At 51.5% G+C, this 25,638-nt stretch carries 25 protein-coding genes and 3 pseudogenes; 21 read left to right on the forward strand and 7 right to left on the reverse strand.

The window, feature by feature from the left end; all coding sequences use genetic code 11:
- Nucleotides 1–28: 28 nt before the first annotated feature.
- From O71_RS24965 to O71_RS26980, 3 genes and pseudogenes are all read left to right on the forward strand, one after another.
- Nucleotides 29–1,504 (forward strand): annotated as a pseudogene (locus O71_RS24965) (cation-transporting P-type ATPase); the annotation flags it as partial.
- Nucleotides 1,504–1,725 carry an HAD family hydrolase gene (locus O71_RS26250; protein ID WP_071530820.1) on the forward strand — a complete coding sequence of 74 codons (222 nt, stop codon included), beginning with the start codon at nucleotides 1,504–1,506 and terminating at the stop codon, nucleotides 1,723–1,725. The pseudogene O71_RS24965 and the gene O71_RS26250, both read left to right, overlap by 1 nt.
- A gap of 86 nt (nucleotides 1,726–1,811) precedes the next feature.
- Nucleotides 1,812–2,591: pseudogene (locus tag O71_RS26980) on the forward strand (HAD-IC family P-type ATPase); the annotation flags it as partial.
- A 132-nt stretch (nucleotides 2,592–2,723) separates the two neighbouring features.
- Here O71_RS26980 and O71_RS22425 read toward each other — a convergent pair.
- The 7 genes from O71_RS22425 to O71_RS02420 all read right to left on the reverse strand — a co-directional run bounded on the left by O71_RS22425 (nucleotide 2,724) and on the right by O71_RS02420 (nucleotide 7,312).
- On the reverse strand, nucleotides 2,724–3,935 hold the full coding sequence (locus tag O71_RS22425) for a DUF3570 domain-containing protein (protein WP_040573453.1): 1,212 nt from the start codon (nucleotides 3,933–3,935) through the stop codon (nucleotides 2,724–2,726).
- Entirely contained in the window at nucleotides 3,926–4,153 is a 228-nt protein-coding gene (locus tag O71_RS02395; protein WP_007652820.1) for a DUF4266 domain-containing protein, read from the reverse strand. Before O71_RS02395 ends, O71_RS22425 begins: the two co-directional genes overlap by 10 nt.
- Nucleotides 4,154–4,157: 4 nt before the next feature.
- A complete protein-coding gene (locus O71_RS02400) occupies nucleotides 4,158–5,219 on the reverse strand; it encodes an FAD:protein FMN transferase (RefSeq protein WP_007652822.1) in 1,062 nt (353 codons plus the stop codon).
- Nucleotides 5,220–5,251: 32 nt separating this feature from the next.
- Nucleotides 5,252–5,722, reverse strand: a complete 471-nt coding sequence (locus tag O71_RS02405) for a thioredoxin family protein (protein WP_040573454.1) — start codon at nucleotides 5,720–5,722, stop codon at nucleotides 5,252–5,254.
- A gap of 562 nt (nucleotides 5,723–6,284) precedes the next feature.
- The gene (locus O71_RS23630; protein ID WP_143731986.1) at nucleotides 6,285–6,494 is read right to left on the reverse strand and encodes a hypothetical protein; all 210 of its coding nucleotides are present in this window, start codon (nucleotides 6,492–6,494) and stop codon (nucleotides 6,285–6,287) included.
- An 89-nt stretch (nucleotides 6,495–6,583) separates the two neighbouring features.
- Nucleotides 6,584–7,096, reverse strand: coding sequence for a DUF2243 domain-containing protein (locus O71_RS02415; RefSeq protein WP_007652828.1), 513 nt, complete (start codon nucleotides 7,094–7,096; stop codon nucleotides 6,584–6,586).
- A gap of 6 nt (nucleotides 7,097–7,102) precedes the next feature.
- On the reverse strand, nucleotides 7,103–7,312 hold the full coding sequence (locus O71_RS02420) for a hypothetical protein (RefSeq protein ID WP_007652829.1): 210 nt from the start codon (nucleotides 7,310–7,312) through the stop codon (nucleotides 7,103–7,105).
- A 485-nt stretch (nucleotides 7,313–7,797) separates the two neighbouring features.
- Between O71_RS02420 and O71_RS02425 the strand changes: the two genes are divergently transcribed.
- The 18 genes and pseudogenes from O71_RS02425 (at nucleotide 7,798) to O71_RS02510 (ending at nucleotide 25,606) form a co-directional block, all read left to right on the forward strand.
- Nucleotides 7,798–8,640, forward strand: coding sequence for a universal stress protein (locus tag O71_RS02425; RefSeq protein WP_007652840.1), 843 nt, complete (start codon nucleotides 7,798–7,800; stop codon nucleotides 8,638–8,640).
- A gap of 62 nt (nucleotides 8,641–8,702) precedes the next feature.
- Nucleotides 8,703–10,106 (forward strand): hypothetical protein, encoded by a 1,404-nt coding sequence (locus O71_RS02430; protein ID WP_007652848.1) that lies wholly within the window; start codon nucleotides 8,703–8,705, stop codon nucleotides 10,104–10,106.
- A gap of 152 nt (nucleotides 10,107–10,258) precedes the next feature.
- The gene (locus tag O71_RS02435) at nucleotides 10,259–11,596 is read left to right on the forward strand and encodes a rhodanese-like domain-containing protein (protein WP_007652849.1); all 1,338 of its coding nucleotides are present in this window, start codon (nucleotides 10,259–10,261) and stop codon (nucleotides 11,594–11,596) included.
- A 118-nt stretch (nucleotides 11,597–11,714) separates the two neighbouring features.
- Nucleotides 11,715–12,362, forward strand: a complete 648-nt coding sequence (locus O71_RS02440; RefSeq protein ID WP_007652850.1) for a Crp/Fnr family transcriptional regulator — start codon at nucleotides 11,715–11,717, stop codon at nucleotides 12,360–12,362.
- Between the two features lie 309 nt (nucleotides 12,363–12,671).
- Complete coding sequence (locus O71_RS02445) at nucleotides 12,672–13,535, forward strand: sulfite exporter TauE/SafE family protein (protein ID WP_007652859.1); 864 nt, start codon at nucleotides 12,672–12,674, stop codon at nucleotides 13,533–13,535.
- A gap of 123 nt (nucleotides 13,536–13,658) precedes the next feature.
- Complete coding sequence (locus O71_RS02450) at nucleotides 13,659–15,071, forward strand: rhodanese-like domain-containing protein (RefSeq protein ID WP_007652860.1); 1,413 nt, start codon at nucleotides 13,659–13,661, stop codon at nucleotides 15,069–15,071.
- 158 nt (nucleotides 15,072–15,229) lie between these two features.
- Complete coding sequence (locus O71_RS02455; protein ID WP_007652862.1) at nucleotides 15,230–15,559, forward strand: rhodanese-like domain-containing protein; 330 nt, start codon at nucleotides 15,230–15,232, stop codon at nucleotides 15,557–15,559.
- Nucleotides 15,560–15,649: 90 nt separating this feature from the next.
- A complete protein-coding gene (locus O71_RS02460) occupies nucleotides 15,650–16,207 on the forward strand; it encodes a YeeE/YedE family protein (protein WP_040573455.1) in 558 nt (185 codons plus the stop codon).
- A gap of 18 nt (nucleotides 16,208–16,225) precedes the next feature.
- Entirely contained in the window at nucleotides 16,226–16,639 is a 414-nt protein-coding gene (locus O71_RS02465) for a DUF6691 family protein (RefSeq protein ID WP_007652873.1), read from the forward strand.
- Between the two features lie 90 nt (nucleotides 16,640–16,729).
- On the forward strand, nucleotides 16,730–17,992 hold the full coding sequence (locus tag O71_RS02470) for an MFS transporter (RefSeq protein ID WP_007652880.1): 1,263 nt from the start codon (nucleotides 16,730–16,732) through the stop codon (nucleotides 17,990–17,992).
- Nucleotides 17,993–18,047: 55 nt separating this feature from the next.
- A complete protein-coding gene (locus O71_RS02475) occupies nucleotides 18,048–18,410 on the forward strand; it encodes a hypothetical protein (RefSeq protein WP_007652883.1) in 363 nt (120 codons plus the stop codon).
- A gap of 165 nt (nucleotides 18,411–18,575) precedes the next feature.
- On the forward strand, nucleotides 18,576–19,457 hold the full coding sequence (locus O71_RS02480; protein ID WP_237717669.1) for a DoxX family membrane protein: 882 nt from the start codon (nucleotides 18,576–18,578) through the stop codon (nucleotides 19,455–19,457).
- A gap of 231 nt (nucleotides 19,458–19,688) precedes the next feature.
- A complete protein-coding gene (locus O71_RS02485) occupies nucleotides 19,689–20,168 on the forward strand; it encodes a TlpA disulfide reductase family protein (protein WP_007652886.1) in 480 nt (159 codons plus the stop codon).
- Nucleotides 20,169–20,269: 101 nt separating this feature from the next.
- Nucleotides 20,270–21,196 (forward strand): sterol desaturase family protein, encoded by a 927-nt coding sequence (locus O71_RS02490; protein WP_007652887.1) that lies wholly within the window; start codon nucleotides 20,270–20,272, stop codon nucleotides 21,194–21,196.
- A 146-nt stretch (nucleotides 21,197–21,342) separates the two neighbouring features.
- A pseudogene (locus O71_RS02495) lies at nucleotides 21,343–22,070 on the forward strand (VIT1/CCC1 transporter family protein).
- Nucleotides 22,071–22,174: 104 nt separating this feature from the next.
- Nucleotides 22,175–23,824, forward strand: coding sequence for a bifunctional UDP-sugar hydrolase/5'-nucleotidase (locus O71_RS02500; RefSeq protein ID WP_007652889.1), 1,650 nt, complete (start codon nucleotides 22,175–22,177; stop codon nucleotides 23,822–23,824).
- A 191-nt stretch (nucleotides 23,825–24,015) separates the two neighbouring features.
- The gene (locus O71_RS02505) at nucleotides 24,016–25,065 is read left to right on the forward strand and encodes a c-type cytochrome (protein ID WP_007652891.1); all 1,050 of its coding nucleotides are present in this window, start codon (nucleotides 24,016–24,018) and stop codon (nucleotides 25,063–25,065) included.
- 160 nt (nucleotides 25,066–25,225) lie between these two features.
- A complete protein-coding gene (locus O71_RS02510) occupies nucleotides 25,226–25,606 on the forward strand; it encodes a hypothetical protein (protein ID WP_143731988.1) in 381 nt (126 codons plus the stop codon).
- The last annotated feature ends 32 nt before the right edge of the window (nucleotides 25,607–25,638 follow it).

Raw genomic sequence — 25,638 nt, forward strand, 5'->3', positions numbered from 1 at the left:
TTGACGTTACGAATCGATAGCACTACATGTGGTTCTCCAAATCAATAGAGGCTGTTCTGAAAGAACTGGCAGTAGACCCTGCTCAGGGACTTTCCGAAGCGGAAGTGAAAGCCCGTCTGGAAAAGTATGGCCCTAATAAACTGACGGCAAGAAAGAAAAAGAGCATCCTGCAGCTCTTCCTGGCGCAGCTGCAGGACTGGCTCATCTATGTGCTGTTTGCGGCAGTGGTGATCACCGTGTTCATGGGCGAATACATCGACGCCATCATCATCCTGGCCGTGATCATCCTCAATGCGGTACTGGGTGTGGTGCAGGAAGTGAAGGCGGGCAACGCCATCGAAGCGCTCCAGAAAATAGCCGCCCCCAAAGCCCTCGTGCGCCGCGAGGGTGTCGTGAAAGAGGTTGACTCTGAAACCGTAGTGCCGGGCGATGTGCTGATCCTGGATGCCGGCAGGTATATTGCCGCCGACCTCCGGCTGCTGGAGTCGGCCAACCTGCAGATAGAGGAGTCGGCCCTGACCGGCGAGTCCGTTCCCTCCCCCAAGGATGCCACCATTACATTAAAAGCGCCCAACACACCCCTCGGGGACCGCGACAATGCTGCCTTCATGTCCACACTGGTGACGGCGGGCAGAGGTTCGGGAGTGGTCGTGGGCACCGGCATGCAGACCGAGGTAGCAAGATCGCCACCATCATCGACACCGAAGCAGATGTCAAAACACCGCTGGAGATCCGGCTGAACAAACTCGGCAAATCACTTGGCAAATTCGCGATCGGCATCTGCGTGCTGATCTTTGTGGTGGCCCTGCTGCAAGGGAGAGACCTGGCGGAGATGTTCCTGATCTCGGTTTCGCTGGCCGTGGCCTCTATCCCCGAGGGCCTGGCTGCCATCGTGGCCATTGTGCTTTCGATCGGCGTTACGAACATGTCCAAACGCAACGCCATTATCAGGCGCTTGCCAGCGGTGGAAACACTGGGCTCGGTCAACATCATCTGTTCCGACAAAACGGGCACGCTCACCCAAAACAAGATGACGGTGCTCAGGTACTTTAACGCGGATGGGGAGGTGGCCGTGGAGCGGGAAAAGGGCAACTCCCCTACCGACGATGCCACCCTGCTCGCCAAAGCCATGGTGCTCTGCTCCGACGCCACCTACGAAAACGGCGAAGGCACCGGCGACCCCACCGAAATCGCCCTGCTGATCCTGGGAGACGACCTAGGTATAGACCGCCAGGCACTGGGCAGGCAGAGCAAACGCATTGATGAGTTTTCTTTTGACTCGGACCGGAAGCTGATGTCAACCTTGAACGAGGAAAACGGAAGGTATACCGTGTACACCAAAGGCGCCATCGACAACCTCCTGCAACTGACCACGCATGTACACATAAAAGGACAGGTGGTCCCCATCTCTGAGCAACACAAACAGCAGGTACAGGAAGCGACCGCCCGCATGTCGGGGCAGGCCCTCCGTACGCTGGGGTCGCTTACAAGCCCGTTGACACGGTGATTGGTGCAGATGAGATGGAGCAGGACCTGATCCTGCTGGGGCTGGTCGGGATGATGGACCCTCCGAGAATGGAGGTGAAGGACTCCGTGCGCAAAGCAAAAGAGGCGGGCATTAAAACCATCATGATCACGGGCGACCACAAGATCACCGCCTTTGCCATCGGCTATGAACTAGGTATAGCCGATCACCTGGACCAGGCCATTACGGTCAGGAAATAGACAGGCTAAGCGAAACCGAATTCAGTGAAAAGGTCAATGACTACCGCATCTTCGCACGGGTCTCGCCGGAGCATAAAGTGAGAATTGTGCGTGCCCTCAAGGCGCAGGGAAATGTGGTGTCGATGACGGGAGACGGCGTGAACGATGCGCCCTCGCTTAACGCAGCTGACATCGGGGTGGCCATGGGCATAACGGGGACTGACGTGGCCAAAAACGCTTCGGACATGATTCTGACCGATGATAATTTTGCCACGATAGTATCGGCCATCGAACAGGGCCGGAACATCTACAACAACATCCGGAAAGCCGTGCTCTTTCTGCTGTCCTGCAACCTGGGCGAGGTGGTGGCCATGTTCATCACGCTGATGATCGGCTGGGAAGCACCCTTGATCGCCACCCAGCTCCTTTGGATTAACCTGCTCACGGACTCCATGCCGGCCGTGGCACTGGGCATGGACCCCGGCGACCCGGATGTGATGAAGGAGAAGCCCCGCAGTCCGAATGAGAGTTTCTTTACCGGCATTGCGGGCTGGCGTGTGCTGGGGGGCGGCATTCTGATCGGTACACTCACCATTTTTGCCTTCTGGTTCGGCTACTATGAGCACGGCTATACCCCTTTTGATGATGTTGTGCCTGTCGCCACGCTGGAGAACGCCAGAACCCTGGCCTTTATGACACTGGTGGCCTGCCAGCTCTTTTATGCGCTGGCCATGCGGCATCCGACGAAATCCATTTTCCAGCTGGGCGTTTTCTCGAATAGGTACCTGATAGGCGCCATCGTGCTGGGGCTGGCACTGCAATTGGTGGTGGTAGCCGTCCCTTTGATGCGGAAAGCTTTCAACCTGACCATGCTCGATACTCCCGGTTGGTTAATGGTCCTGACCCTAGGCTTAGTACCGCTCCTGGTGAATGAACTGGCAAAATATACCTGCGGGCCCGCAAAAAGCAGCAATCATCTTAACAAGCCATGCATCTTTCCTGGTGCTTGCGATCACAGATCATTTTCTGGAGGGCAGCGTGAAGTTGAGGTCCGTGCTGATGATGAAAGCTTTGAGGCCATCGCTGCGCCAATAGTTGGCACCCCGCAGTTCTATCCCTTTCAGCGAGGTTTTGTTCTTCGAGAAAGGCAGTCCGAATTTGGCTATACCTGTCAGGGGCGAGTAGCGCAACCCTATACCTGCTTTGTGGCTGGTAAAGCCCGACAGATCATAGTCGGAGGTATAGAACACCTGGCTCAGACTGTGCTCTTTGTAAGGTGCAAAGTAGTCGGCTGCCGTTTGGGTATGGAAGCGGTAGAAAGGGTAGAACGAAAAGAAAGGCCCGAACTTAATGGGTGTTTCCAGCTCGATGGTGTTGGCCGTCACGCCCCAGTTGTCGCTGTAGAAACGGTAGAAAAAGCGCGAAGTCACATAGTCATTCACGTAGTAGTTCACCCGCAACCCCAGCGGGTACTTCAGGCGCTGGTCCGGCAGTTGCTCTACCTGTGCAATCTCCTGCTCCCGGAAATACACCCTGTGAAAGGGCGTGGAGAGCAGACCGGACTGGTACACGATATCGGCGCTTAGCGAAGCCTGCATCTTCTGGTTGATCACCTGCGACAAAGTAGCCGAAAGGTTGTAGGACTGTCGCTTGTTGGTGCTCACCAGGCTTTTACCGTTGCGCAGTTCCTCCGGGTAGATCAGCGTCCAGGTGTCGAAGTAGATCATGCCTGTCAGGCTGAGTTCCCGGTTGCCGTCCCGCGACTCCTGCGCCCAGCCGCCCCCCACTGACAGCGACTGGTAATCGTATTCGGTAGAGCCACCTATGCTCAGGCTTTTCGTCGTCCTTGCCAGGCTGTTGCGGCGGCTGATGCCCAGGTTGAGGTGTGTGCGCAAATCAGATTTAGAGGCGGATGAGACGTTAAAATCGATGTTGTCGGTAGAAGCCGAAGAGTAAAAGTCCATCCCGAAGTTCACATTCAGGTTAGTGACCGTATCGAGCGGCACATTCACGATAATGGTCGGCGTGACACCCGTCAGCTGCTCGGTGCCAATGCCTCCGGTCACCGGCGAGTGGTTGCCGTCCTGGCTGTAGTAGCTGCCGAGGATGTTCACCTCTGCCGGTTCCAGCTTGCGTACGCGGCGCGAAGGGGCCGTAACAGTCGTGTTTTGCGCGAAGGCCGTCGTAGCCATGGCGCAGGCCATCATGAGGCCGATATACCTCAGTTGCATCCGCACCCCCCTCCTACTTTACCGCCGTTTGCACCCGAGGCACCTTCGCGGTACGATTGGAAATTCGTCTCAAAGGCCTCTATTTTCCGTGCACTCAGCTTCATCTCCTCCTCGTTCAGCAAAGTTTTCTGATAAGGTTTAACGACTTCGCAGCCACCCAGCGCGCCAAGCAAAACGGCACCACAGGCATACCACGCGACACTTCTGATCAACTTCATGGGCTTAGATTTTAGATGTTTTGGCAGGTATAGGAGCTTTGGCTGAAGCCGGCTTGTTTTTGTAATAGTGCAGGTGCAGCTGGTCAGAGGTTACCATTTCGTTTTCATCTGTCACCAGCAGGCACTCCACCCCTTTCAGCTGGTTGACCAGGTATAGCCCCTCTTCTTTCCCCAGCACAAATACAGCCGTGGCCAGCGCATCGGCCAGCTCGGCATCCGGGCAGATGATGGTGACGCTTTTCAGGCCACTTACCGGATAACCGGTGCGTGGGTCTATGATGTGACCGTAACGTTTGCCATTGATTTCGGCGTACTTCTCGTAGCTTCCGGAAGTCACGACGGCGGTGTGGTCGGCCGTGAGCCAGGAGAAAACCTTTTCCTTGTCGGCAGGATCGGCTATACCGATGTACCAGGGCTGGCCATCGGCCTGCTTGCCCCAGGTGATCAGGTCGCCGGCGGCATTCACCACGCCGCTTTGTATACCCATTCTGCGCATTAGGTCGCGTGCCCGGTTGGCAGCATAGCCTTTACCTATGGCGCCAGACCCGATCTTCATGCCTTCCTCTTTCAAAAACACACTGTGCGTCTCCGGTATCAGCTGGATCTTTTGATATCCGATGTGGCGGATGGAATTCTTCACAGTCTCCTGTGGTGGCATCTCTTTCATGGAACCATCAAACTTCCATACCTTGTCTGCAGCCGCCCAGCTGATGTCGAAGGCCCCACCCGTGAGTTCGGAGATGCGGAGGCTGCGCCGGATGAGCTCGTACAACTCTTCGTCAACCGGTACGGGCATGCCGCCGGCACTCCGGTTGATGGCGCTGGTCTGCGAGGTCGGTTGCCACTCCGAAATAAGCGCCTCGATCCGCTGGATTTCCGCTATACCTGCCTCAATGGCCTTATTGGCCAGTTCTTCATCCTCCGACACGGCCACCAGTTCAAACCGGGTGCCCATCAGCAACAGTACTTTTTTCTGTGTTTTCAGCTCCCGGGCAGGAGCCTGCGCTTGTGCGGCGTTGCATACAAGCAACAAGGCCACCAGCCAGCATTGCATGATTCTATACATACACATCCAAAGGTTAAGGGTAAGCAGGCGATCTACTTTTGGTGCAGGAGTTGCTCCAGGTGCGGAATATACTTGTCGGGTCCGCCAGCCTGGTAGCCCGTTTTGCCCAGCACATTTCCTTTCTCATCTGTCAGGACAACCAGCGGGAACAGGCCCTCCTGGTTATATCTGTCTGCCAGTTGCTCATTGTACTTTTTCTGCTCCTCCGGTAGCTGGTTTTTCTTAAAACGGGGGAAGTCGAGCTCGAGCAGCACAAAATGCTCTTTGGCATAATCCCGGAAGGCAGGCGTATCCCATACCTCTTTGCGCAGCAGGATGCAGGGCTTGCACCAGTCGGAGCCGGCAAACACCATCAGGATGGGTTTGTGCCCGGTTGCAGCCTGCCGGGCGGCTTCCTCGAAGCGGTGTTCCCACTTCACCCCATCGGCTGTGTTTTGGGCATTGGCACTATGGCTAAACGGCAGGACCAGCCATAGCAAAGCGAAAGATAAGACACGTTTCATATACACCGGTTTGATTAATTAACAAAGTTTTCCTGCCCTTTGCAGGTTAAATTGTTTTCAGGAAACGGAGGTGTAGAGGTTAGTATCTCATCGAGACAAATAGCTGGTGCTTAGTATGATATAAAACGTTTCGACCGCTGCCGCTGTTGTCTGTTTTATCAGAAATATTATTTTATTCCGGCGCCTCTGCCTCCCGCCATGGCCGGCCGGTCTATTCATGTCCACGGGCATTCGCTCTTTTCTGTTTTCTGGTAAGGCAGCTTCGCAAAACACTCCGTCACGCCAGGCTGTCGCCCTCCAGCTGAGCTCCCAAACAGCAGGATATAGAAGGTACCAGACCACTGCAGCCAACAGCCCCAAAGCACTGCACGCGCAAAACCTGACTAAGGCGCTTGCCCTGGCTCAGTTGACGGGCTGCCCCGGCGCGCAAACCTCGGTACTGATTACGCCTGTAGGCAAGCACGCCGACAACCTGCCCCAGGATCAGGACCGGGTCCAGCCGCATCAACGTCTAGTAAAAGATCATCAAACTACCCGCCAAGGCTCGTGGCTGAAGCAGGCCTTACTTTTGCATGAGGAACAGGCCATTAGGTGGGTTTTGAGGGAGTGGCGACACATTCCGCTCATTGGCAGGCGGCACGAGGGTGTTGTGGCCATCTTCCCGATTTCGTCCATTATCCACTCCTGGTCTTCGCGGAAGGGGTGTGGCAGCTGGAAGCGTCCAGAAGCCATAACTCCGCTCCTGCTCCTCGATGCAGCGGTTAACCCACACAAAGATAGTGGCTCTATGGACCCGATTTTTCTGCTATTGCGATGCGGGTTTATTAAGAAAAGGGGCTCGTATGTAGCGCTGATGCTTTCTTACTGGTGCCCGGGTAATGCTTCCCTCCTGCCCTTCTGCACAAGCAGCCAACCGGCAGCCAGCATCACAAGCGATATCCCCAGAAAACCGAAGTTCCAGGCTGATTGATTAGAACTGATCTCACGCACGTTGTGAAGCACTAAAATGTGGTGGTCGATGATACCCTCCACGATGTTGAAAATGCCAAAACCTAGCAAAAGACTGCCACCGAAAATCCGGTTGGAGAGTACTGATTTGCGTTCGTATACCACACGCCAGAGCAAATAAATTCCCAGCGCTGTGGTGAGCCAGGTAAAAGCATGGAATATCCCATCCCAGAACATGTTGGTCTCTTTGTTGAGCAGCGTGTCCGGCGGCAGCTTGGCCGAAATCATCTGGTGCCACTGCAGGATCTGGTGCAGCACAATACCATCCACAAACCCACCCATCCCTATACCGATCAGGGTGGCCGCCGCTATCAGCGGACCGCTTCGAACGGACTTCACTTCTTCAATGGGTATCTGTCTTTTCATAGCGTGTTACTTAAGTTTGTTCAGTCGATATACCGCCGCTCCGATAAACAGAAAAGGCAGCAGCATATAAAAGAATACTTTCAGAAAGCTTTCGTCGAAAATAGCAGCTTGCAGGGGGCGATTGCAGGTGGTGCAGGCGAGAACGGGAAGGCTGATCAGCATAACTAAAACGAGCGGCAGCACCTGCCGAGACAATCGGTAGAAATACTTTTTCATCAGCTATACCTGTAAGGATTCCACAATCAAACTTCCCACATATACCTGAACGAAAGCGCTTTAGTTTCTAAATAAGCCCCTAGCCTGCTCTTAAGGGGATGCACAGCCTTTAGTTTCCACAAAAAAAACTTGTGTAACCATAGTCACTGAACAAGGTGCCTTTATCACTGACCTTTGTATTGTCAACAAGTAGAAAACATGATGCAGCAATACTGGAACGAACGCTATAGCCAACAAGAGATGGTATACGGACCTGAGCCGAACGTCTTTTTTGAGAAACAACTACCCTTTGGCAGATGCTGGCAGTTTTGCAACCGAACCTGAAAGTGTGGATGTCATGGCACTGATATACGCTCACATTCCTCTGATCTGCGCCAAACCCTGCACCGCAAGGTACAGCAGTGACTGTTAGTGGCAACCAAACCAACAGCTTACATAAAATAAAAATTAGATCAGCTACACAAGCGATAAACAAGCAACATACAATGGAAAAGAGACTCAACATCATGGTGCCGATGGATTTTACACCGGTATCTTTTAAAGCACTGGAAATGCTCGCCTTTCTGATGGAGAAAACTCCGGTAAACACGCATTTGGTGCATGTTATTCAGGTGAACGCGGCAGAGTGGGCGGGCACCACCGATTCTTCTGAAACCATCGACAGAGGCCAGATAAAAGAGTTCGAGCAACAGGCAATAGCAGGCTTCGAGGAAATTAGAAAACAGGTGAATTTCGATTTCACCAGCGCTGTGGTATACGGCGGTCTGACGACCAGCCTGACCAGGTATGCCGAACAGAACGGGATTGACCTAATCATCATGGGTACAGAGGGTGCAGAGGGTTGGTTCGAGCGCATCTCGGGTTCTGAGGCGCAGCATGTGGTACGATTTACCAGGGTGCCAATCATCACGATTCAGAAGGACGCCTCTATCACCCCGATCAAAAACCTGCTGTGGGTGGCTGACTTCAGCGCCGAGAAGCAACCGGAACAAACGGTTAACACCATCAAGACGCTGCAACAGCTTTTCGGGGCACAATTGCACCTCTTGCAGATCATCGAAAAAGAGGATGATCCGAAGCTCGACAGCATCATACAGCAGATGCAGCGCTTCGCCACCAATTTGAAGTTGCAAAACTACGAACTGCACTTTAAGAGCGACAGCAAGGTGCCGGCCGGTGTACGCAACTTTAACCAGGAGTCAGAGATGGACCTGGTGGTGATCGGCACCCACGCCCGCAAAGGCTTCAGCCAAATTTTCTACGGCAGCATTGCCGAGACTTTGGTGAATCACTGTATCCGTCCATTGCTGACTTATCACCTGAAATAAAATAATCACATAGGCAGGCTCCGGGGCAGCTATACCTGTTCCAGTTATTAATCACCAATTCCATGCTAAAAAAAATTGCGCTGTTCACTGCTTTATCTCTGTCTACGAACTGGGGCATTGCCATTGCACAAGTGCACACCCGTGAGCATGCAGAGCAGCATGCAGTTTCCGACACCGTGCAGATCAGAAGCGCGAAAGACCTTTTCACGAAAGGTGAAATAGAGGGCCACGTGCGCAACTACTTTATGGCCACATTCAACCACGGTTCCCTCTCCGACAATTATGCCAATGCCATCGGGGCCGAGATTGGGTACAAAACAGCTTCCCTGCACGGTTTCCGCTTTGGTTTTGCCGGACTCTTTACCTATAACCTGTTTTCTTCCAATCTGGGTGAAAGGGATTTCATTTCTGAAAAACACCCGAAACTGGAGATGGAGCTTTTTGATATCGAGGACCCGCACAACAAAGCGGACCTGGACCGCCTTGACGAGTTATACCTGGAGTATAATTCAGCCAGGCTTCAGGCCAAAATCGGTCGCTTTAGTTTTACCTCTCCCCTAATGAACCCGCAGGATACGCGCATGAAACCCTATTCTTTTCAAGGTATAAAAGTGCAACTGCCGTTTCAGGAAAAAGGCCTTCTCACGATGGCTTGGTTCGACCATTTCTCACCCAGAAGTACCGTGGAATGGTACAGGGCTGGGGAAACGATCGGTATTTTTTCACCGGGAGTGGATGAATGGGGAAAACCATCCGGCTATCCGCATCACACACATACTAAAGGCGTAGCTGTAACTGGTTTGCAATTAAAACCCAACAAACGCCTGCAGGCCGAAGCCTGGAACTACTGGATTGAAAACGTATCGAACAACAGCTATGGCAGAGCGGTAGTAGAGGTAGTGCCACAGGTAAAGGCAGGTATAGAGGGATTGTACCAGTTTCAGGTAGGCAACGGCGGCAACCCTGAAAGTACGCTGGTTTACTTCCCGGACCAGCAGCAGTGGCTGGCTGGGGGTATGCTGGCCTATGAGCCCAACAATCTGCACCTGTCGCTTAATTACCTGCACATCGACGGGGGCGGGCGCTTTCTGTTTCCTCGGGAATGGGGACGCGAGCAGTTTTTTGCCACCATCTCCAGAGGACGATTGGAAGGTGTGGGCAAATCGGATTTGCTCGTAGCAAAAGGCCGCAAAAAATGGTCTGATAATTTCTCTTCAGAATTGTCAGTAGCCAAGTCGTGGCTCCCGGCACCAAACGATTATAGGTATAACAAACATGGCGCTATATCCTACTGGGGCTGGGTGGCTGATCTCAATTATAGTCCCTCGAAACCGGTACTCGATGGGCTCAGTTTCCGCTTGCTCTACATTGGTCGTACATCTCCCGAAATAGATATCCCGCTAAAGGACATGTATTACAACACCAACTTTCACAATATAAACTTTGTAACGCAGCTTACTTTTTAGGTATACCTAACTAAAAATAACAACAATTTCCCCTTGATTAACGCTATGTGACTTAGGTCACTGTGTTCGGGTAACGTATACTATACCTTTGTAATGAAATCAGGAAGTACTGTTAAACTTGCTGAATTTATAAGCATAAAAACCCAAAACCCATGAAAATAGAACAGTTCGAAGACAAAGGCTTAGCGCATTATGCTTATGCCATACTAAGTGAAAAAACCAGTGAAGTCGTGCTGATAGATCCGGCCCGTAATCCGCAGCCCTACTACGACTTCGCAGAGAAAAATAACGCGAAAATAGTAGGTGTGATCGAAACGCACCCACATGCTGACTTTGTGAGTTCCCAACTCGAAATTCACGAGAAAACGGGTGCTACGATTTACGCGCACAGCCTGGTAGGTGCCGACTATCCTCATAAAACGTTTGACGAAGGTGAAGTGCTGGAGATTGGAGACGTGAAACTGAAATCCATCCACACGCCGGGTCACTCTCCAGACGGCATCAGCATTGTGCTGGAACACGAAGGTAAGGACAAAGCGGTATTTACAGGCGACACCTTGTTTATAGGCGATGTAGGTCGTCCGGACTTGCGCGAGAGTGCCGGTAACGTAACAGCCAAGCGCGAAGAGCTGGCCCGCCAGATGTATCAAAGCACCCGCGAAAAACTGATGAAGCTGAACGACGATGTGCTGGTATACCCTGCGCACGGAGCTGGCACGCTTTGCGGCAAGGGCCTGAGCGAAGCGAACAGCAGCACCATCGGAGCCGAGAAAATGAGCAACTATGCCCTGCAGGAAATGAGCGAAGATGCTTTCGTGAAAGTACTGACAGAAGATCAGCCTTTTATACCGAAATACTTTGGCTACGACGTAGGGCTTAACAAGCAAGGTGCTCCCTCCTACCAGCCTAGTCTGGACAAGGTGAAGAAGCTCGAGAAGAACTACAAGCCCGGCAAAGGTGCTGTGATCGTGGACGGCCGTAGCGAAAAGGTTTTCAAAAAAGGGCACCTCGAGGGTGCGATCAACATCCAGAATGGTGGCAAATTTGAAACCTGGCTGGGTAGTATTGTTGGTCCGAACGAGCGCTACTACCTGATCGCTGAAACAGAAGACGAGCTGGATGACCTGATTCGCAAAGCTTCCAAGATCGGTTATGAATTGCTGATTGAGGGCGCGTTTGTACAGACCGAAGCAGGTGAGGAGAAATCTCCGGTAATCGATGTGGCTGAGTTCAAAGAAAATCAGGACCAGTATACCATCGTGGACATCCGCAACGCTTCCGAAGTGAAAGTTGGTAAATTCTTCGACAAGGCCATCAACATTCCGCTTCCAGAACTGCGTGAACGAGCCAGGGAAATTCCTTCGGACAAACCAGTTGTGGTGCACTGTGCCGGTGGTTACCGCTCTGCGGCAGGCAGCAGCATCGTGGAAGCAGCTTTGCCAGACACCAAGGTACTTGACCTGAGCGAAGCCGTAAACGACTTTAAATAAGCGTTCTATACATTAATTATTACCAGTGCGGGTACTTTTGGTGCCTGCACTGGTTTTTTGCTTTATACTTGCTATACCTTAACATCTATTCAAACCTTTACGACACGTATACTATACCATGGAAATACCGCAGAAAGACGACATACTCAAGCAATTCCCTCAGTTCGAACAGCCACTACTCGAAGAAATTCTGAAGCACAGCACGATCCGGCAAGTGGAAGAAGGGGAAGAAGTCATGCGCACCGGCCAGTACATCCGCTCCACAGTACTGCTCCTAAGCGGACTGCTCAAGGTATACCGCGAGGATGACGAAGGCAACGAGTTCCTGATGTACTACCTTGAACCCGGCAATGCCTGCGCTATGTCCATGATGTGCACGGCCCGAGACGAACAGAGTCAGATCATGGCCAAGGCCGTGACCGAAGCAGAAGTGATCCTGATACCCTCCCACCTCTCCGAGCAGTGGCTGGCCAAGTACAAGAGCTGGCACAACTTCGTGATCGCCTCCTACCGCCAGCGCTTCGAAGAGCTGCTGCAAACCCTCGACAGCATTGCCTTCAAAGGGCTGGACGAGCGCCTCCTGTTCTACCTCAAGCGCCACGTAAAAGTAAGTGGCAAAGAGATCCGCCTCTCCCACCAACAGATCGCCCTCGAGCTCAACAGCTCCCGCGAAGTCATCTCCCGCCTGCTTAAAAAGCTGGAGCAAACCGGCGCCATCACCTTGCACCGGAATTATATTGAGGTGCATGACCTGGAGTTAGTTTGAGAGTTTAGAAGTTGGAGACAATCACGATTCAATGCCGTCAACTAATATACTTTTATGTCATTTCGACCTACGGGAGAAATCTGAAATATTGCCACTAGTCTCAAATTATCCAGATCTCTCCATTCTGTCGAGATGACAGTTTGGGTTGTTATTCCTTAAGTTGACGGCATTGGGTCGCGACCTGTACGCACAAACTTACCTCCTAAACTCTCAAACGCCTCAACTTTCTCCCTCTGTGATACTAGTCACTGAAGTCCGTTTATGATCGCCCTACCTTTGTAGCAGATTACAAAACAAACGACATAATCAATGGAAATACTAGGTTATATTGCGGCCCTTCTGATTGGGCTTTCGCTTGGTTTGATTGGTGGTGGTGGCTCAATTCTGACGGTGCCGGTATTGGTCTACCTGATCGGCCTCAGCCCCGTTATCTCAACAGCTTACTCGCTTTTTATCGTGGGACTTACCAGTCTGGTGGGCTCTTACAAGTTCTACAAAAATGGGCTTGTCAGTATGAAGACAGCCATCGTGTTCGGAATACCTTCAATCGTGGCGGTATACCTGACGCGCCGCTATTTGGTGCCGGCCATACCGGAGGAAATTTTCTCAGTAGGTGATTTTATGGTCACCAAAGGCATTATGTTGATGCTGCTTTTCGCTGGTCTGATGGTGTTCGCCTCCATCAGCATGATCAGGAAGAAGAAAGCACCAGCTACGGCACCTACCGAACCGGTAGACATGGTGGACGAAAACATTGACACGGAAATTGATGTGGAAGGAAACGGTACGCCGCACCCGCAACCAAAATTCAACTATGCCGGCATTCTGGCCGAAGGCTTAGTCGTGGGTACGCTCACCGGATTAGTGGGTGCTGGCGGTGGCTTTTTGATTATACCTGCGTTGGTGCTTTTCAGTAAACTCGACATGAAAATGGCCGTGGGAACCTCCCTACTGATCATCGCGGCCAAGTCACTTTTCGGTTTTATCGGCGACATTTTCAACTACGAGATCGACTGGATGTTCCTGGGCATTTTCTCCGCCATTTCGATTGCAGGCATCTTCGTTGGTACCGCACTTTCCGCTAAAATTCACGCTGACAAACTCAAAACCGCTTTTGGTTGGTTCGTCCTGGTGATGGGGGTGTATATCATCGGAAAAGAGCTTTTCTTCTAAAAAAATTAACCTGCGTGATCTAAGTCACTGTGTCGCGCAAATAATATATTGATATTTGTAGTGTCATCTGATGGAAAGATGAAGACATAAAACAGATAAAAAAGAACTCAAAACCCTATACCCATGAAAGTAGAACAGATCTATACCGGTTGCCTGGCACAAGGTGCTTACTACATCGAAAGCAATGGCGAAGTGGCCATTGTGGACCCACTGCGCGAGATCAAGCCATACCTGGAAAAAGCTGAAAAAGACAATGCCAAAATAAAGTTTGTGCTGGAAACACACTTCCACGCCGACTTCGTTTCGGGTCACGTGGATCTGGCCAAAGCCAGCGGTGCCCAGATCGTTTTCGGACCGAATGCACAGCCTAGCTTTGAAGCGCATATTGCCACTGATGGCGAGGAACTGAAACTGGGTAACGTGACGATCAAGGTGCTGCACACACCAGGTCACACGATGGAGTCAACCACGTATTTGCTGCTCGACGAGAATGGAAAAGAGCACGCCATTTTCTCAGGCGACACACTGTTTATCGGTGATGTAGGCCGTCCGGACCTGGCTGTGAAGTCCGACCTGACAGAGGAGCAACTGGCTGAGCACCTGTTTGACTCGCTGCGCAACAAGATCATGACCTTGCCGGATGACGTGGTGGTATACCCGGCGCACGGTGCAGGCTCAGCTTGTGGCAAGAACATGAGCAAAGAAACAACCGACCTGCTCGGTAACCAAAAGAAAACGAATTACGCCCTGCGTGCCGATATGTCGAAAGAGGAGTTTGTAAAAGAGGTAACTGACGGTTTACTTCCTCCTCCGGGCTACTTCCCGATGAACGTGAAGATGAACAAGGAAGGCTACGCAAACATCGACGAGGTGTTGGCAAAAGGCCAGCAGGCGCTGTCTCCGGATGCGTTTGAGGCAGCCGTGAACGAAACGAGCGCCTTGGTGCTCGACACGCGCAAGCCAGAGACCTTCGCTGCCGGGTTTATTCCGAACTCGATCAACATCGGGATCGATGGCAACTTCGCTCCCTGGATCGGCGCTTTGATCCCGGATATTCAGCAGCCAATCCTGTTCATCGCCGACGAAGGCCGTGAAGAGGAAGTGGTGACAAGACTGGCCCGTGTAGGCTATGACTTTGCGCTGGGTTACCTCAAAGGCGGACTCGATGCTTGGAAAGCAGCTGGCAAGGAAGTTGACACCATCAAATCGATTTCTGCTGCTGAATTCGCGGCTGATTATGCAAAAGACAACAGCATCAAAGTGGTAGACGTGCGCAAGCCGGGCGAGTACCAGGCAGAGCACGTAGCATCTGCCCAGCACGCTCCGCTCGACTACCTGAACGACCACCTGGCTGAGCTGCCGAAAGAAGAGGTGATGTACCTGCACTGTGCCGGTGGCTATCGCTCGATGATCGCAGCTTCCATCCTGAAAGCAAGAGGTTTCGATAACGTGATCAACGTGGAAGGTGGCTTTAAGGCGATCGCCGAAACTAACGTACCGAGAACGGCTTACGTTTGCCCTTCTACATTAAAGTAAAATGGTTTAGTATTGATAGATCGGGGCCAGTTAAAAGCTGGCCCTGATTATTTTAGGCCAGATCGTACTGCGTGACCAAAGTCACTGAACATGTTTTGCTATACCTGTACCTTTGTATAGTAAATTAAAACAAGACTATAAATTAAACACATAAAGCCATGTTCAATATCTTTAAATCCGCTCCCAAGAACTACGAAAACCTGGACGGAAATACATTCAAAACTAAATTCCAGAGCGCACCAAAAGCAGAGTTGCTCGATGTGCGAACAGCGGGTGAATTTGCTTCCGGAACTATCAAAGGCGCCAAAAACCTGGACGTGACCACAGGTCAGTTTCAAAACGCGCTGGGCTCACTCGACAAGGACAAAGAGTACTTTGTGTTTTGCCGCAGTGGCAACCGCAGCGGTTCCGCCTGTGAGCTGATGAGTGCTCAGGGATTCAAGTGCTATAACCTGGCAGGTGGCATCGGTGCCTGGCCAAACAACTAAACAAATCATACGGGCAGAAAAGGAAGGGGCACGCGACCTCGCCTCTTCCCTGCTCTTCTCTCCATCACCAAATATTAAATTGACTAAATTATGTTAGAGCTTATAAGACAACCATGGCCATGGTATACCTCGGGTATCGTGATCGCTTTTATCATGGTGTTGCTGTTGTTTTTCGGCAAGTCGTTCGGGTTTTCGTCAAACCTGCGCACCATCTGCTCGGCCTGCGGTGCCGGCAAAAGGGTTAAGTTTTTTGATTTCGATTGGCGCTCACAAACCTGGAACCTGCTGTTCCTGGTAGGTGCCATCATCGGTGGTTTTATTTCGGCTGAGTTTCTCTCATCCGGGGAGCCGGTACAAATTTCACAGGCCACGATTCAGGACCTGCAGCAACTGGGCATTTCGGCTCCAGACGGCATGCAGCCAACAGAGATCTTTAGCCTGAGTGCCGCCTTCACCCTGAAAGGATTCCTGATTCTGCTGCTGGGCGGTTTCGCGATCGGTTTCGGGGCACGCTACGCAGGCGGCTGTACTTCTGGTCACGCCATCAGTGGCATCTCCAACCTGCAGCTCCCGTCTTTGATTGCCGTGATCGGCTTCTTCATCGGTGGCCTGATCACAACTTTTGTGTTGCTGCCGCTAATTTTCTAAAGCTTAAAATACAGATTCGTGAAAAGTATAAAATTTATAATCGCCGGCATTCTGTTCGGTATCGTGATGAGTAAATCGGAGGCGATTTCGTGGTTCCGCATTCAGGAGATGTTCCGCTTCCAGGACTTCCATATGTATGGCATCATCGGAACGGCTGTGGTGCTGGGTACCATTGCTACACTCGTGATCAAGAAGTTCAAATTGCGCGACTTTCAGGGCAACCCAATCGTATTTACACCCAAGGAAATGTCGATTCCGCGCTACATCATCGGCGGTACCATTTTCGGTTTGGGCTGGGCGCTGACAGGTGCTTGTCCGGGTCCGATGTTCGTGAATGTAGGCTTCAGCTACTGGGCAATTTTCATCGCCATAGGCGGTGCCCTGGCAGGTACTTACATGTACGGTGCGATCAAGGACCGACTGCCGCATTAATATGAAATTTGGCTAAATGTTGTTGTGTGCTGAAAGCCGTTTGCGTCAAGCAATGGCTTTCATGCGTACTTCCAAAAAAATGAATTGACCATGTCGACAACAGACACAAAACTAGGCTTGAGAGAAAACGCCACGCAGTTCTGGCTGCTGGTGTTGGTGAACGGCTTTGTGGGCGCCATGGTCGGACTGGAGCGCTCTGTGATCCCGGAGTTCGCCGAAACTGTTTTCGGTATCAGCGGGCACACAGCGCTTCTGTCATTTATCGTCGCCTTTGGTCTGGCCAAGTCCTTTGCCAACATGATGATGGGCCGCCTGACAATCAGGTTTACCCGTAAGAAACTGCTATTGATCGGTTGGCTCTTCGCTTTGCCGGTGCCTTGGCTATTGCTCTACGCCAACAACTGGTGGTGGGTGATCTTTGCGAACCTGCTGCTGGGTATAAACCAAGGCTTGGCATGGTCTGCTACGGTGGTGATGAAGATTGACCTCGTAGGTGAAAAGAACCGTGGATTGGCCATGGGCATCAATGAATTTGCCGGTTATCTGGCCGTGGGACTGGTGGCGTTTTTAGCTGGTTACATTGCGTCAACAACAGGCGAAGTCACTTATGCTTTCATACCCGGCATCGCCTTCTCCATCATAGGTTTGCTGCTCACCTGGCTCTTTGTGCGTGATACGCATGCGCACGTCAGAACCGAGACGGCACAAACCAGCATTCCGCTTTTGCGCAACGTCTGGAAAGACACCACCTGGCGGCATGCTAATCTAGGTTCTGTCACGCTGAGCGGTTTCGTGAACAACATGAACGACGGCATACTTTGGGGTTTGCTGCCGGTGCTACTGATGAGCAAAGGCTATACCTTGCAGCAGGTCGGTCTGCTGGCCGGTATCTACCCGGCGGTGTGGGGTCTCGGACAGTTAGTGACAGGCAAGCTCGGTGACGTGCTCTGCAAGAAACAATTGCTGAGCTTAGGTATGATGATACAAGGTATAGCCATTGGTGTACTTTTCTTCACCCAAGCTTACGCATTAGTAATAGCAGTATTGGTGCTGCTGGGAGCCGGAACAGCGCTGGTATACCCGAAATTCCTGTCAGTAGTGGCTGAAAACACACACCCGGAACAGCGACCGCAGAGCCTGGGCATTTTCCGCTTCTGGCGTGACTTCGGCTACGTGGCCGGAGCCGTGGCGGCAGGTGTTTTCAGTGACCTCTTTGGCGTGGAATTTGTACTGTTGGGCACGGCCATCCTGACCCTTGGAGCGGGTGTATTGTCCGAAATACGGATGTGCTGCACCAAAAAGCTCTTATGGCATAGTCCCGAATGCGGAACAAACTTGGTAGCCAGAACTTAAAATTGTAAATTTACGAGATCGCCGTCTCGCTATACCTGCTGGTAAAATATAGACTATGAAGCACACGCTGCTACTTCTTTTAAGCACCATATTGCTCCTGTTCACCCTGGCACAACCACAAAAGCCAGTGAACGGGGTTGCCTGTGCGCTTAAAAGTGAGCTGAAAGCAGCGAACCTACCTACCAAATTAAAGCGCCCCTGCGCTAAAAAATGTCTCAAGCATCAGACGCATTCTGAGCAAAAGGACTCTGCGAATGTCGTGATCGATTGCAGCCAGCAACTCTATGCTGTGGTGGCCGACAAAGAGTCCGACGCGTATCTCAAATCCGCTGCCAGACAACAGCTAATGGCTACAGTGCAGCAGATCCACCCCGCTCCTAGTTTAGGCGCTGACCCTGACCCTCCGAGATTTTCTTAAAATACTAATCACATTATCCTGACACAGCCACAACATACCGGGTTTGCACATATTGCTATACCTATGCTGTCGCTGTGCCTTAATCAACATGTCAACGCGCCAGGCATGGCCTATAGCGCCGCGACTATTATTTGAAGAAAAATCTCTGTTATGGAAAATAACCCTTTGCAAAAAATATCCTTCCTGGTGCTTCGCGCCTTTGGTAGCCTGATCTTCATCATGGCTGGTTTCAACCACCTGTTTCAGACCGCTGGCACAACAGCCCGCCTCGAAAAAGCACCTTTTGCCCAGTTAGCTACCTGGATGGCTCCTGCCGAAACGCTGATCATTTTATCAGGCGTTGGTCTGATCGTTGGCGGCTTTATGCTTTTGGCTGGATTTAAGACCAGACTAGCGGCGGGTTTGCTGCTGGCCATCCTGATCCCGATCACACTGACGGTGCAGGTAGGCGCTGAAGGTTCCGGCCCCCTGTTCAAAAACATCGCCCTGATCGGCATGCTAGTGTTTTTCATCGTGAATGGCGCCATCTACTACGGACTGGACCAATCACTTTTTCAAAAAGAGCAAATGAAATCGAGTATAAAGAATAAATTTAATGGTAATTATGTTGCCGTATTGGCATTCGGTCTGCTATTGGTTTTAGGCTCCTGCACTGCGGGTACAACAGTAGGCCAAAGCACTGCCCAAGCAGGTACCGTGACAGCGGCAACAGGTAAGAAATACGCAGTGCTGATCAGTCAGCCCAACCACCTGAAAGCTGCCGTGAACACAGCCGAGACCATCACGAAAGAAAGTCGCTACCAGCGTGAAAGTTTTGTGGTAATGGCCTGCGGCAAGTCTGTTGAAGCTTTCGTGAAAGGCAGCGAACTGGCACAGGAGTTTGAGAAAGGGAAAGCTGCAGGTGTCACGTACAGGGTATGCGGCATGTCGCTCAAGCAGTTTAACATCAATACTAGTTCGCTTGTTGACGGTGTGGAAGTAATTCCAAACGGCCTCACTTATATGTTTGACCTGCAGGAACAAGGCTATACCACGGTGGAGCTTTAATTGCCGAAGCGGAACACAGAAATTAACAATTAAAATTGATCTAGACTGATTCGGGAAGACCGAATTCTATTAAATATAATATCATGGACAAGAAGAAATTTTCAATCAAAGACATACCTGGCTGGGCTGTCATGCTGGCATTTTCGGCATCCTATACCTGACGGGTTTGCATACTGAGGCCATCGGCAAGTACAGCGCCTATTACTGGCAACAGGTGTCAAAAATGCGGATGTGCCAGCCATAGATGAAGTTGCCGCTAACTCGGAGACAGAATTGTATACAGTTGCCGGAGCACCCATGGCAGGTGCAGGTTTCAAGATGGTAGACCTGAACGGCAAGACCGTGAATTTCGAAAGCCTGAAAGGTAAGGTTATCTTCCTGAACATCTGGGCGACCTGGTGTCCACCTTGTATAGCTGAAATGCCGAACATCCACAGCTTGTACAAAAAAATGGACCCTAATAAAGTGGCGTTCGTTATGTTGTCGGTGGATGAGGGCGGCATGGAAAAGGTGAAGAAATTTGTCGACAAAAAGAAGTATACCTTCCCGGTATACATGCCGGCCAGCCAGTTTCCGCAAGAATTCTACAGCACGGCGATCCCTACCACGTTCATTATTTCTCCGGAAGGAAAGATCGTAGCCAAACAGGAAGGTATGGCCGAGTATGATACTGAAGAAGTACGTGAGTTCCTGCTGGGGCTGGCGAAATAAACATGCTAAAAATAGCCAGCGCTGAACTTATTGCTGGCTATTTTTTTATACTTACAGCAGCAACAGATTCTATACAAAATTTATTGCCAGTTTAGGTATACATGGAGAAATACTGGAACATCTTTACGAGCTCTTTTTCGGACTACGGTAACTACCTGTGGCGTGAAATGCTGCACCCAAGCTGGGGCAATTATTTCTATTGGCTGCTGGGCTTGTCGCTGTTTTTCTGGCTGCTAGAGGTCATATTGCCGTGGCGCAAGGGACAGCCAGTCATCCGGCAGGATTTCTGGCTCGACGGCTTCTACATGTTCTTTAATTTTTTCCTGTTCTCGCTGGTCGGTTTCAATGCCATTTCCAATATCGGCGTAGAGGCGTTTAATGATTTTCTGGGTTTGTTCGGTATCCAGAATTTGATTGCTTTTGAGATACAGTCGTGGCCGGTGTGGGCACAACTGCTCACGCTCTTTGTACTGCGCGATTTCATTCAGTGGAACGTGCACCGCCTCCTGCACCGCTCCGATTTTCTGTGGCGCTTTCACAAGGTACATCACTCTGTGCAGCAAATGGGTTTTGCGGCGCACCTTCGCTTTCATTGGGGCGAAACGGTGGTCTACCGCACCCTTGAGTACATCCCGCTGGCCATGATCGGCTTCGGTATTCAGGACTTCTTTCTCGTGCACATTTTCGCCACCGCCATCGGGCACTTTAACCACTCCAACCTGCACATCCCGCTGGGTCCGCTGCGCTACCTGTTCAACAACCCGCAAATGCACATCTGGCATCACGCCAAGCGCATGCCCCACCGATATGGCGCTAACTATGGCATTAGCTTGAGTGTGTGGGATTACCTGTTCGACACTGCCTATATGCCAGAAGATGGACGTGATATTGAGCTGGGATTTGAGGAAGTGGAGCAATATCCAAAGTCTTTCTTTGAGCAACAGGTATACCCTTTTCGGGAGCGGGCGGTTGTCGATGATCAGCTTGTAGAGTCAGAAAAAGAGAGGGAAACAATACCTGAGGCTTAGGCAGCTATGGCGCGAGCGTACTCGCTCGTGCTATACCAGTCTGTGCACGATTCTGACAGGTCACGACCTGTCCCTACAAAAAATGAAATCATTCCAATTTTTTCTTAACTTTCTAAATCCCAAACTCTAAAACTCCTAAACCCCCCATGCCTCACCACGAAGTACAGTCGGAAGACAAAATACTTTTCTTCAAGAAAGAATACATCTCGGAGTTCGTGTATGGCGGTATTGACGGGGCCATTACCACTTTCGCGGTGGTGGCAGGGGCTGAAGGGGCTAGTCTGGGGATAGCGGTGGTCATCATTCTTGGTCTGGCCAACCTGATCGCGGATGGATTCTCGATGTCGGTCGGCAACTTCTTCTCCACCAAAGCGCAGCGCGACAACTTTGACCGACACAGGCCCGTGAATATTGGGAAGTAGATAACCTGGGGGAGATAGAAAAAGAAGAGATCAGGCAAATATACGCGACCAAAGGCTTTAAAGGGGAGTTATTGAACCAAGTGGTGGAGGTCATCACTTCCGACAAAGACGTGTGGGTAGACACCATGATGAAGGAGAAACTGGAGATGACCAAAGACGACAAAACGCCTATCAAAACAGCTTCGGTTACCTTTATCAGTTTTATTCTGGTTGGCTCCATCCCGCTGCTGGCTTATATTTTTGCCGGGCTGGACTCAGGTATAGCAGGCGCTGAGCTTTTCGTTTACTCCAGTGTGCTTACAGGTATAGCCCTGACGATCGTGGGTGCTCTTAAGAGTATTGTGACAGAGCGCAACATCATGGCAGGTATAGCTGAGACGCTGCTGCTTGGCGGACTGGCCGCCACCCTCGCCTTTTTTGTGGGCGATGTGCTGGAAAGTGTGTTTATGTAAAAGCTCATGCCTGTGACAAAAGTCACTGTCTGGCAGTTTGTGAATGGTCACCTTTGTTAAGAAGCCTGAAAAACAGGTGGTCACCTTAACAAATTAACCGCACCATGAAACAAAACCTTAAACTGCTTCTCTCTGCCATCCTTATCCTCGGCCTCACCTTTGCAACCTCCTGCCAGACAACCCAGCAAGAGGATACGCACGCCAAGGAGGAAGGCGTCGAAACCATCACCATTCTGCAAACTGCCGACATTCACGGTCAGCTGATGCCACACCAGGAAATGTTCATCGAGAACGGTGAGTTCGTGTTTAAAAAGCGCGGCGGTGTGGCCAACATACAGACGATCTTCAAACAGGTGAAAGCCGAGAACCCGGGCGGCACTGTGATCGTGGACGGGGGCGATTTGATACAAGGCAGCGCTGTGGCTGCCCTTTCGGAGGGGGCTGTGTTTGGTCCCGTGATCAAGGCCATGGACTACGATTTTCTGATTCCGGGTAACTGGGAGGTGATCTTCGGCAGCCAGAAAATGCGCGACGTGCTGGCCTCCTACGGCAAGCCGGTGGTCTGCGCCAACATCTACGACGAGGCCAGCACCGACATGCTCTACCCGCCCTATATCGTAAAAGAAGTAAAAGGCATAAAGCTGGGCTTTATCTCCTACAACGACCCCGAAGTGCCGATCCGTCAGAACCCGTCATTCAGCAAAGGCCTGATCTTCAAACAACTTGAAGACAATATCGAGCCGCTGATCAAAGAATTGAAAGAAGAGCAGGGCGTGGATATCCTATTCCTGGTGACGCACCTCGGCATTTCAAAGCAGCTATACCTTGCTGATCAGGAGCAGATCAAGGGCGTGGACTTTATCCTGGGTAACGACACGCACGAGCGTATTCGCAAACCGCTGCAAGGCAAATATGCGCAGGTAGTAGAGCCGGGCGCATTTGCTTCGTTTGTAGGCCGCCTCGACCTGGACGTGAAAGACGGCAAGATTGTGGACCAGCGCTACGAATTGATCGACGTGGACCCTGCCGTATACCCAGCCGACCCGGTAGTGCAGCAAATCGTGGATAAGCAGATGGCTCCTTACAAGCAGAAAATGGAACGCGTGCTGGGCTATACCTCTACCCCACTCTACCGCTACTTAGTAGTAGAAAACCCAATGGACAACATGATCACCGACGCCGTACGCTGGAAAACGGGCGTGGACATTGCCATCTCCAACGGTTTCCGTTTCAGCACCCCGATCGTGCCCGACGAAACAGGAAAAGCACCGATCACTTACAGCGATGTATGGAACATGCTGCCTGTGAACGAGAATGTGAAGATCGGTAAAGCCACCGGCAAGCAGATACAGGACTGGATGGAAAAGGAACTGCACAACGTGTTCGCAGAGAAGCCGCTGGAGCGTTTCGGTGGCTGGGTGATCCGTTTCTCAGGTATGGAAATGACCTTTAACGCCAACGCCCCGAAAGGCCAGCGCGTGCAGTCGATTACGGTTGGCGGCCAACCGCTCGACCCGAACAGACTCTACACCATGGGCGCTTGTCTGCGTCGCGGGGAACCTGACCACATGCTCTGCCGCATGCCGAATGCCGTGGAGACCCAAGTGCTCGACTACACCATCCACGATGTGATAGAAGAGTACCTGAAAGAGAAGGGCACGGTAGCCCCTAAGACCGACGGCCGGGCCAAAGCACTCGACTTGCCAGCCCCGGTACTGTCGCAGCTGCCAAACGTGGACTATACCTTCAGATAAAAGCAGAGAGCTCAGGAGAAAATTTTCCTGAGCTCTTTTTTTAGATGTCTCAGACAAAGACACCCCTTCCATCTTACCCCCGGTCGTCAAAGTTTTATCTTGACTTTAACCGCTCGTGTGACAAATATCACATACTTCTGATTTGCAATAGCTTAACTTGATTCCTACTCACCTTAAACTTTTGTGCTGTTATGAATCTGAATCAAGAAAATGAAGTTGTCGGCTTTCTGCTGAAGATTTCCAATGTCGTTGGCTTAAGTGCGGTTGCGGTCATCCTGATGCTGGGCATCGTGATGTTTTTAGAGCTCACCGGCACAAAGGTCCGTTTACCAATCCTGACCGATACCAGCACGCCGTCTACAACTCAGGCAGTTCCTCCGCAGCCCGCAGAAGCCATGTGGCAGGCGCCTAGCCTTGCCTCCCTGCCCGCCACTCCCGAAGGCGATCAGATCCGGTATGGCCGCGAACTGGTGGCACACACGGCAAAGTATCTCGGTCCGGAGGGCAGCGTACTGCAGATCGCCAACGGCATGAATTGCCAGAACTGCCACCTGGACGCTGGCACAAAACCTTTCGGCAACAACTACTCCCTAGTAGCCTCCACCTATCCCAAGTTTCGAGCCCGTTCGGGCACCGAAGAAGACCAGACCAAACGGGTAACCGACTGCTTCGAGCGCAGCCTAAACGGGAAAGCACCTGAGCCGGACTCCAAAGAAATGCGGGCCATGGTGGCGTACATCAACTGGGTAGGTACGGGCGTCACGACAAATGAATCTCCCAAAGGTGCAGGCCTTGTCGAAATCGCCTTCCTTGACCGCGCCGCCAGTTCGGTATTGGGCAAAGCCATCTATGCACAGAAGTGCCAGGTATGCCATGGCGATAACGGACAGGGCATGAAATCAAGCGGCAACCCGGAATACATTTACCCACCGCTTTGGGGCGACGACAGCTACAACGACGGCGCCGGTCTGTACCGCGTATCCACCTTTGCCCGCTACGTGAAAGCCAACATGCCGCTGGGTGCTACGCACGACAGCCCGCTGCTCACCGACGAAGAAGCCTGGGACCTGGCCGCCTATGTAAACTCCATGCCGCGCCCGAAGAAAGACATCAGTCGGGACTGGCCGGATATTTCCAAAAAACCGATCGACCATCCCTTCGGTCCTTATGCCGATGGTTTCAGCGAAGCGCAGCACAAGTATGGCCCTTACCAACTGATCATAGAAGCCCGGAAAAAGTAATCGTGTATTTCCATGGAAAGGCCTGTTCTACTGGAACAGGCTTTTTGGTTTTAGAGCTGGCGAGACCGAAATAAACAGGACAAAATACAGGCTGTAAATTAATAGTTCGACTTCACTTGCTTCTTTGTGATTAGTAGTATATTTGCGGTTGCTTATGGCCATGATTCAGCCTAAATACCGCATTCTGAGACATTTGTTGATGTCGCTTGCTCTGCTTTGGGCCATCGTGCTCTCAAGCACTGCAACCTATGCCGCTGATACAGCCAAAGTAGCCCAAAGCAGTCTGGCAGGTCTAGCGCCAGACGAATCAGTTAGTACTGACAACGATCTGACAGGCTTACAGAAAGGGCTGCTCTACCTGGCCCAGGAAGGAACAACAGCTACTCTCACTTTTAGCTTTCAGCCTGCGGCCACTGTTAGCAAAACGCATACGATCTGGTTTGTAAGCCAGAAAGCCATCCCGCCTTATGCAGCGCGGGCTCCCGGCGACAACTTCTTTTGCCAGTTTTTCTACACTTCTAGTCAGCCCCAAGCTCCCTAGGCGGCTTATATTTCCCCATTCTTTCGGCAATA

Source organism: Pontibacter sp. BAB1700 (genome assembly GCF_000277005.1).
GTDB classification, from domain to species: domain Bacteria; phylum Bacteroidota; class Bacteroidia; order Cytophagales; family Hymenobacteraceae; genus Pontibacter; species Pontibacter lucknowensis.

Bases quoted from the DNA above. Each gene is read 5' to 3' on its own strand.
- O71_RS22425 (WP_040573453.1), bottom strand. From the start codon at position 3,935: ATGCAACTGAGGTATATCGGCCTCATGATGGCCTGCGCCATGGCTACG.
- O71_RS02395 (WP_007652820.1), bottom strand. From the start codon at position 4,153: ATGAAGTTGATCAGAAGTGTCGCGTGGTATGCCTGTGGTGCCGTTTTG.
- O71_RS02400 (WP_007652822.1), bottom strand. From the start codon at position 5,219: ATGTATAGAATCATGCAATGCTGGCTGGTGGCCTTGTTGCTTGTATGC.
- O71_RS02405 (WP_040573454.1), bottom strand. From the start codon at position 5,722: ATGAAACGTGTCTTATCTTTCGCTTTGCTATGGCTGGTCCTGCCGTTT.
- O71_RS02415 (WP_007652828.1), bottom strand. From the start codon at position 7,096: ATGAAAAGACAGATACCCATTGAAGAAGTGAAGTCCGTTCGAAGCGGT.
- O71_RS02420 (WP_007652829.1), bottom strand. From the start codon at position 7,312: ATGAAAAAGTATTTCTACCGATTGTCTCGGCAGGTGCTGCCGCTCGTT.
- O71_RS02425 (WP_007652840.1), top strand. From the start codon at position 7,798: ATGGAAAAGAGACTCAACATCATGGTGCCGATGGATTTTACACCGGTA.
- O71_RS02430 (WP_007652848.1), top strand. From the start codon at position 8,703: ATGCTAAAAAAAATTGCGCTGTTCACTGCTTTATCTCTGTCTACGAAC.
- O71_RS02435 (WP_007652849.1), top strand. From the start codon at position 10,259: ATGAAAATAGAACAGTTCGAAGACAAAGGCTTAGCGCATTATGCTTAT.
- O71_RS02440 (WP_007652850.1), top strand. From the start codon at position 11,715: ATGGAAATACCGCAGAAAGACGACATACTCAAGCAATTCCCTCAGTTC.
- O71_RS02445 (WP_007652859.1), top strand. From the start codon at position 12,672: ATGGAAATACTAGGTTATATTGCGGCCCTTCTGATTGGGCTTTCGCTT.
- O71_RS02450 (WP_007652860.1), top strand. From the start codon at position 13,659: ATGAAAGTAGAACAGATCTATACCGGTTGCCTGGCACAAGGTGCTTAC.
- O71_RS02455 (WP_007652862.1), top strand. From the start codon at position 15,230: ATGTTCAATATCTTTAAATCCGCTCCCAAGAACTACGAAAACCTGGAC.
- O71_RS02460 (WP_040573455.1), top strand. From the start codon at position 15,650: ATGTTAGAGCTTATAAGACAACCATGGCCATGGTATACCTCGGGTATC.
- O71_RS02470 (WP_007652880.1), top strand. From the start codon at position 16,730: ATGTCGACAACAGACACAAAACTAGGCTTGAGAGAAAACGCCACGCAG.
- O71_RS02475 (WP_007652883.1), top strand. From the start codon at position 18,048: ATGAAGCACACGCTGCTACTTCTTTTAAGCACCATATTGCTCCTGTTC.
- O71_RS02490 (WP_007652887.1), top strand. From the start codon at position 20,270: ATGGAGAAATACTGGAACATCTTTACGAGCTCTTTTTCGGACTACGGT.
- O71_RS02500 (WP_007652889.1), top strand. From the start codon at position 22,175: ATGAAACAAAACCTTAAACTGCTTCTCTCTGCCATCCTTATCCTCGGC.
- O71_RS02505 (WP_007652891.1), top strand. From the start codon at position 24,016: ATGAATCTGAATCAAGAAAATGAAGTTGTCGGCTTTCTGCTGAAGATT.
- O71_RS02510 (WP_143731988.1), top strand. From the start codon at position 25,226: ATGATTCAGCCTAAATACCGCATTCTGAGACATTTGTTGATGTCGCTT.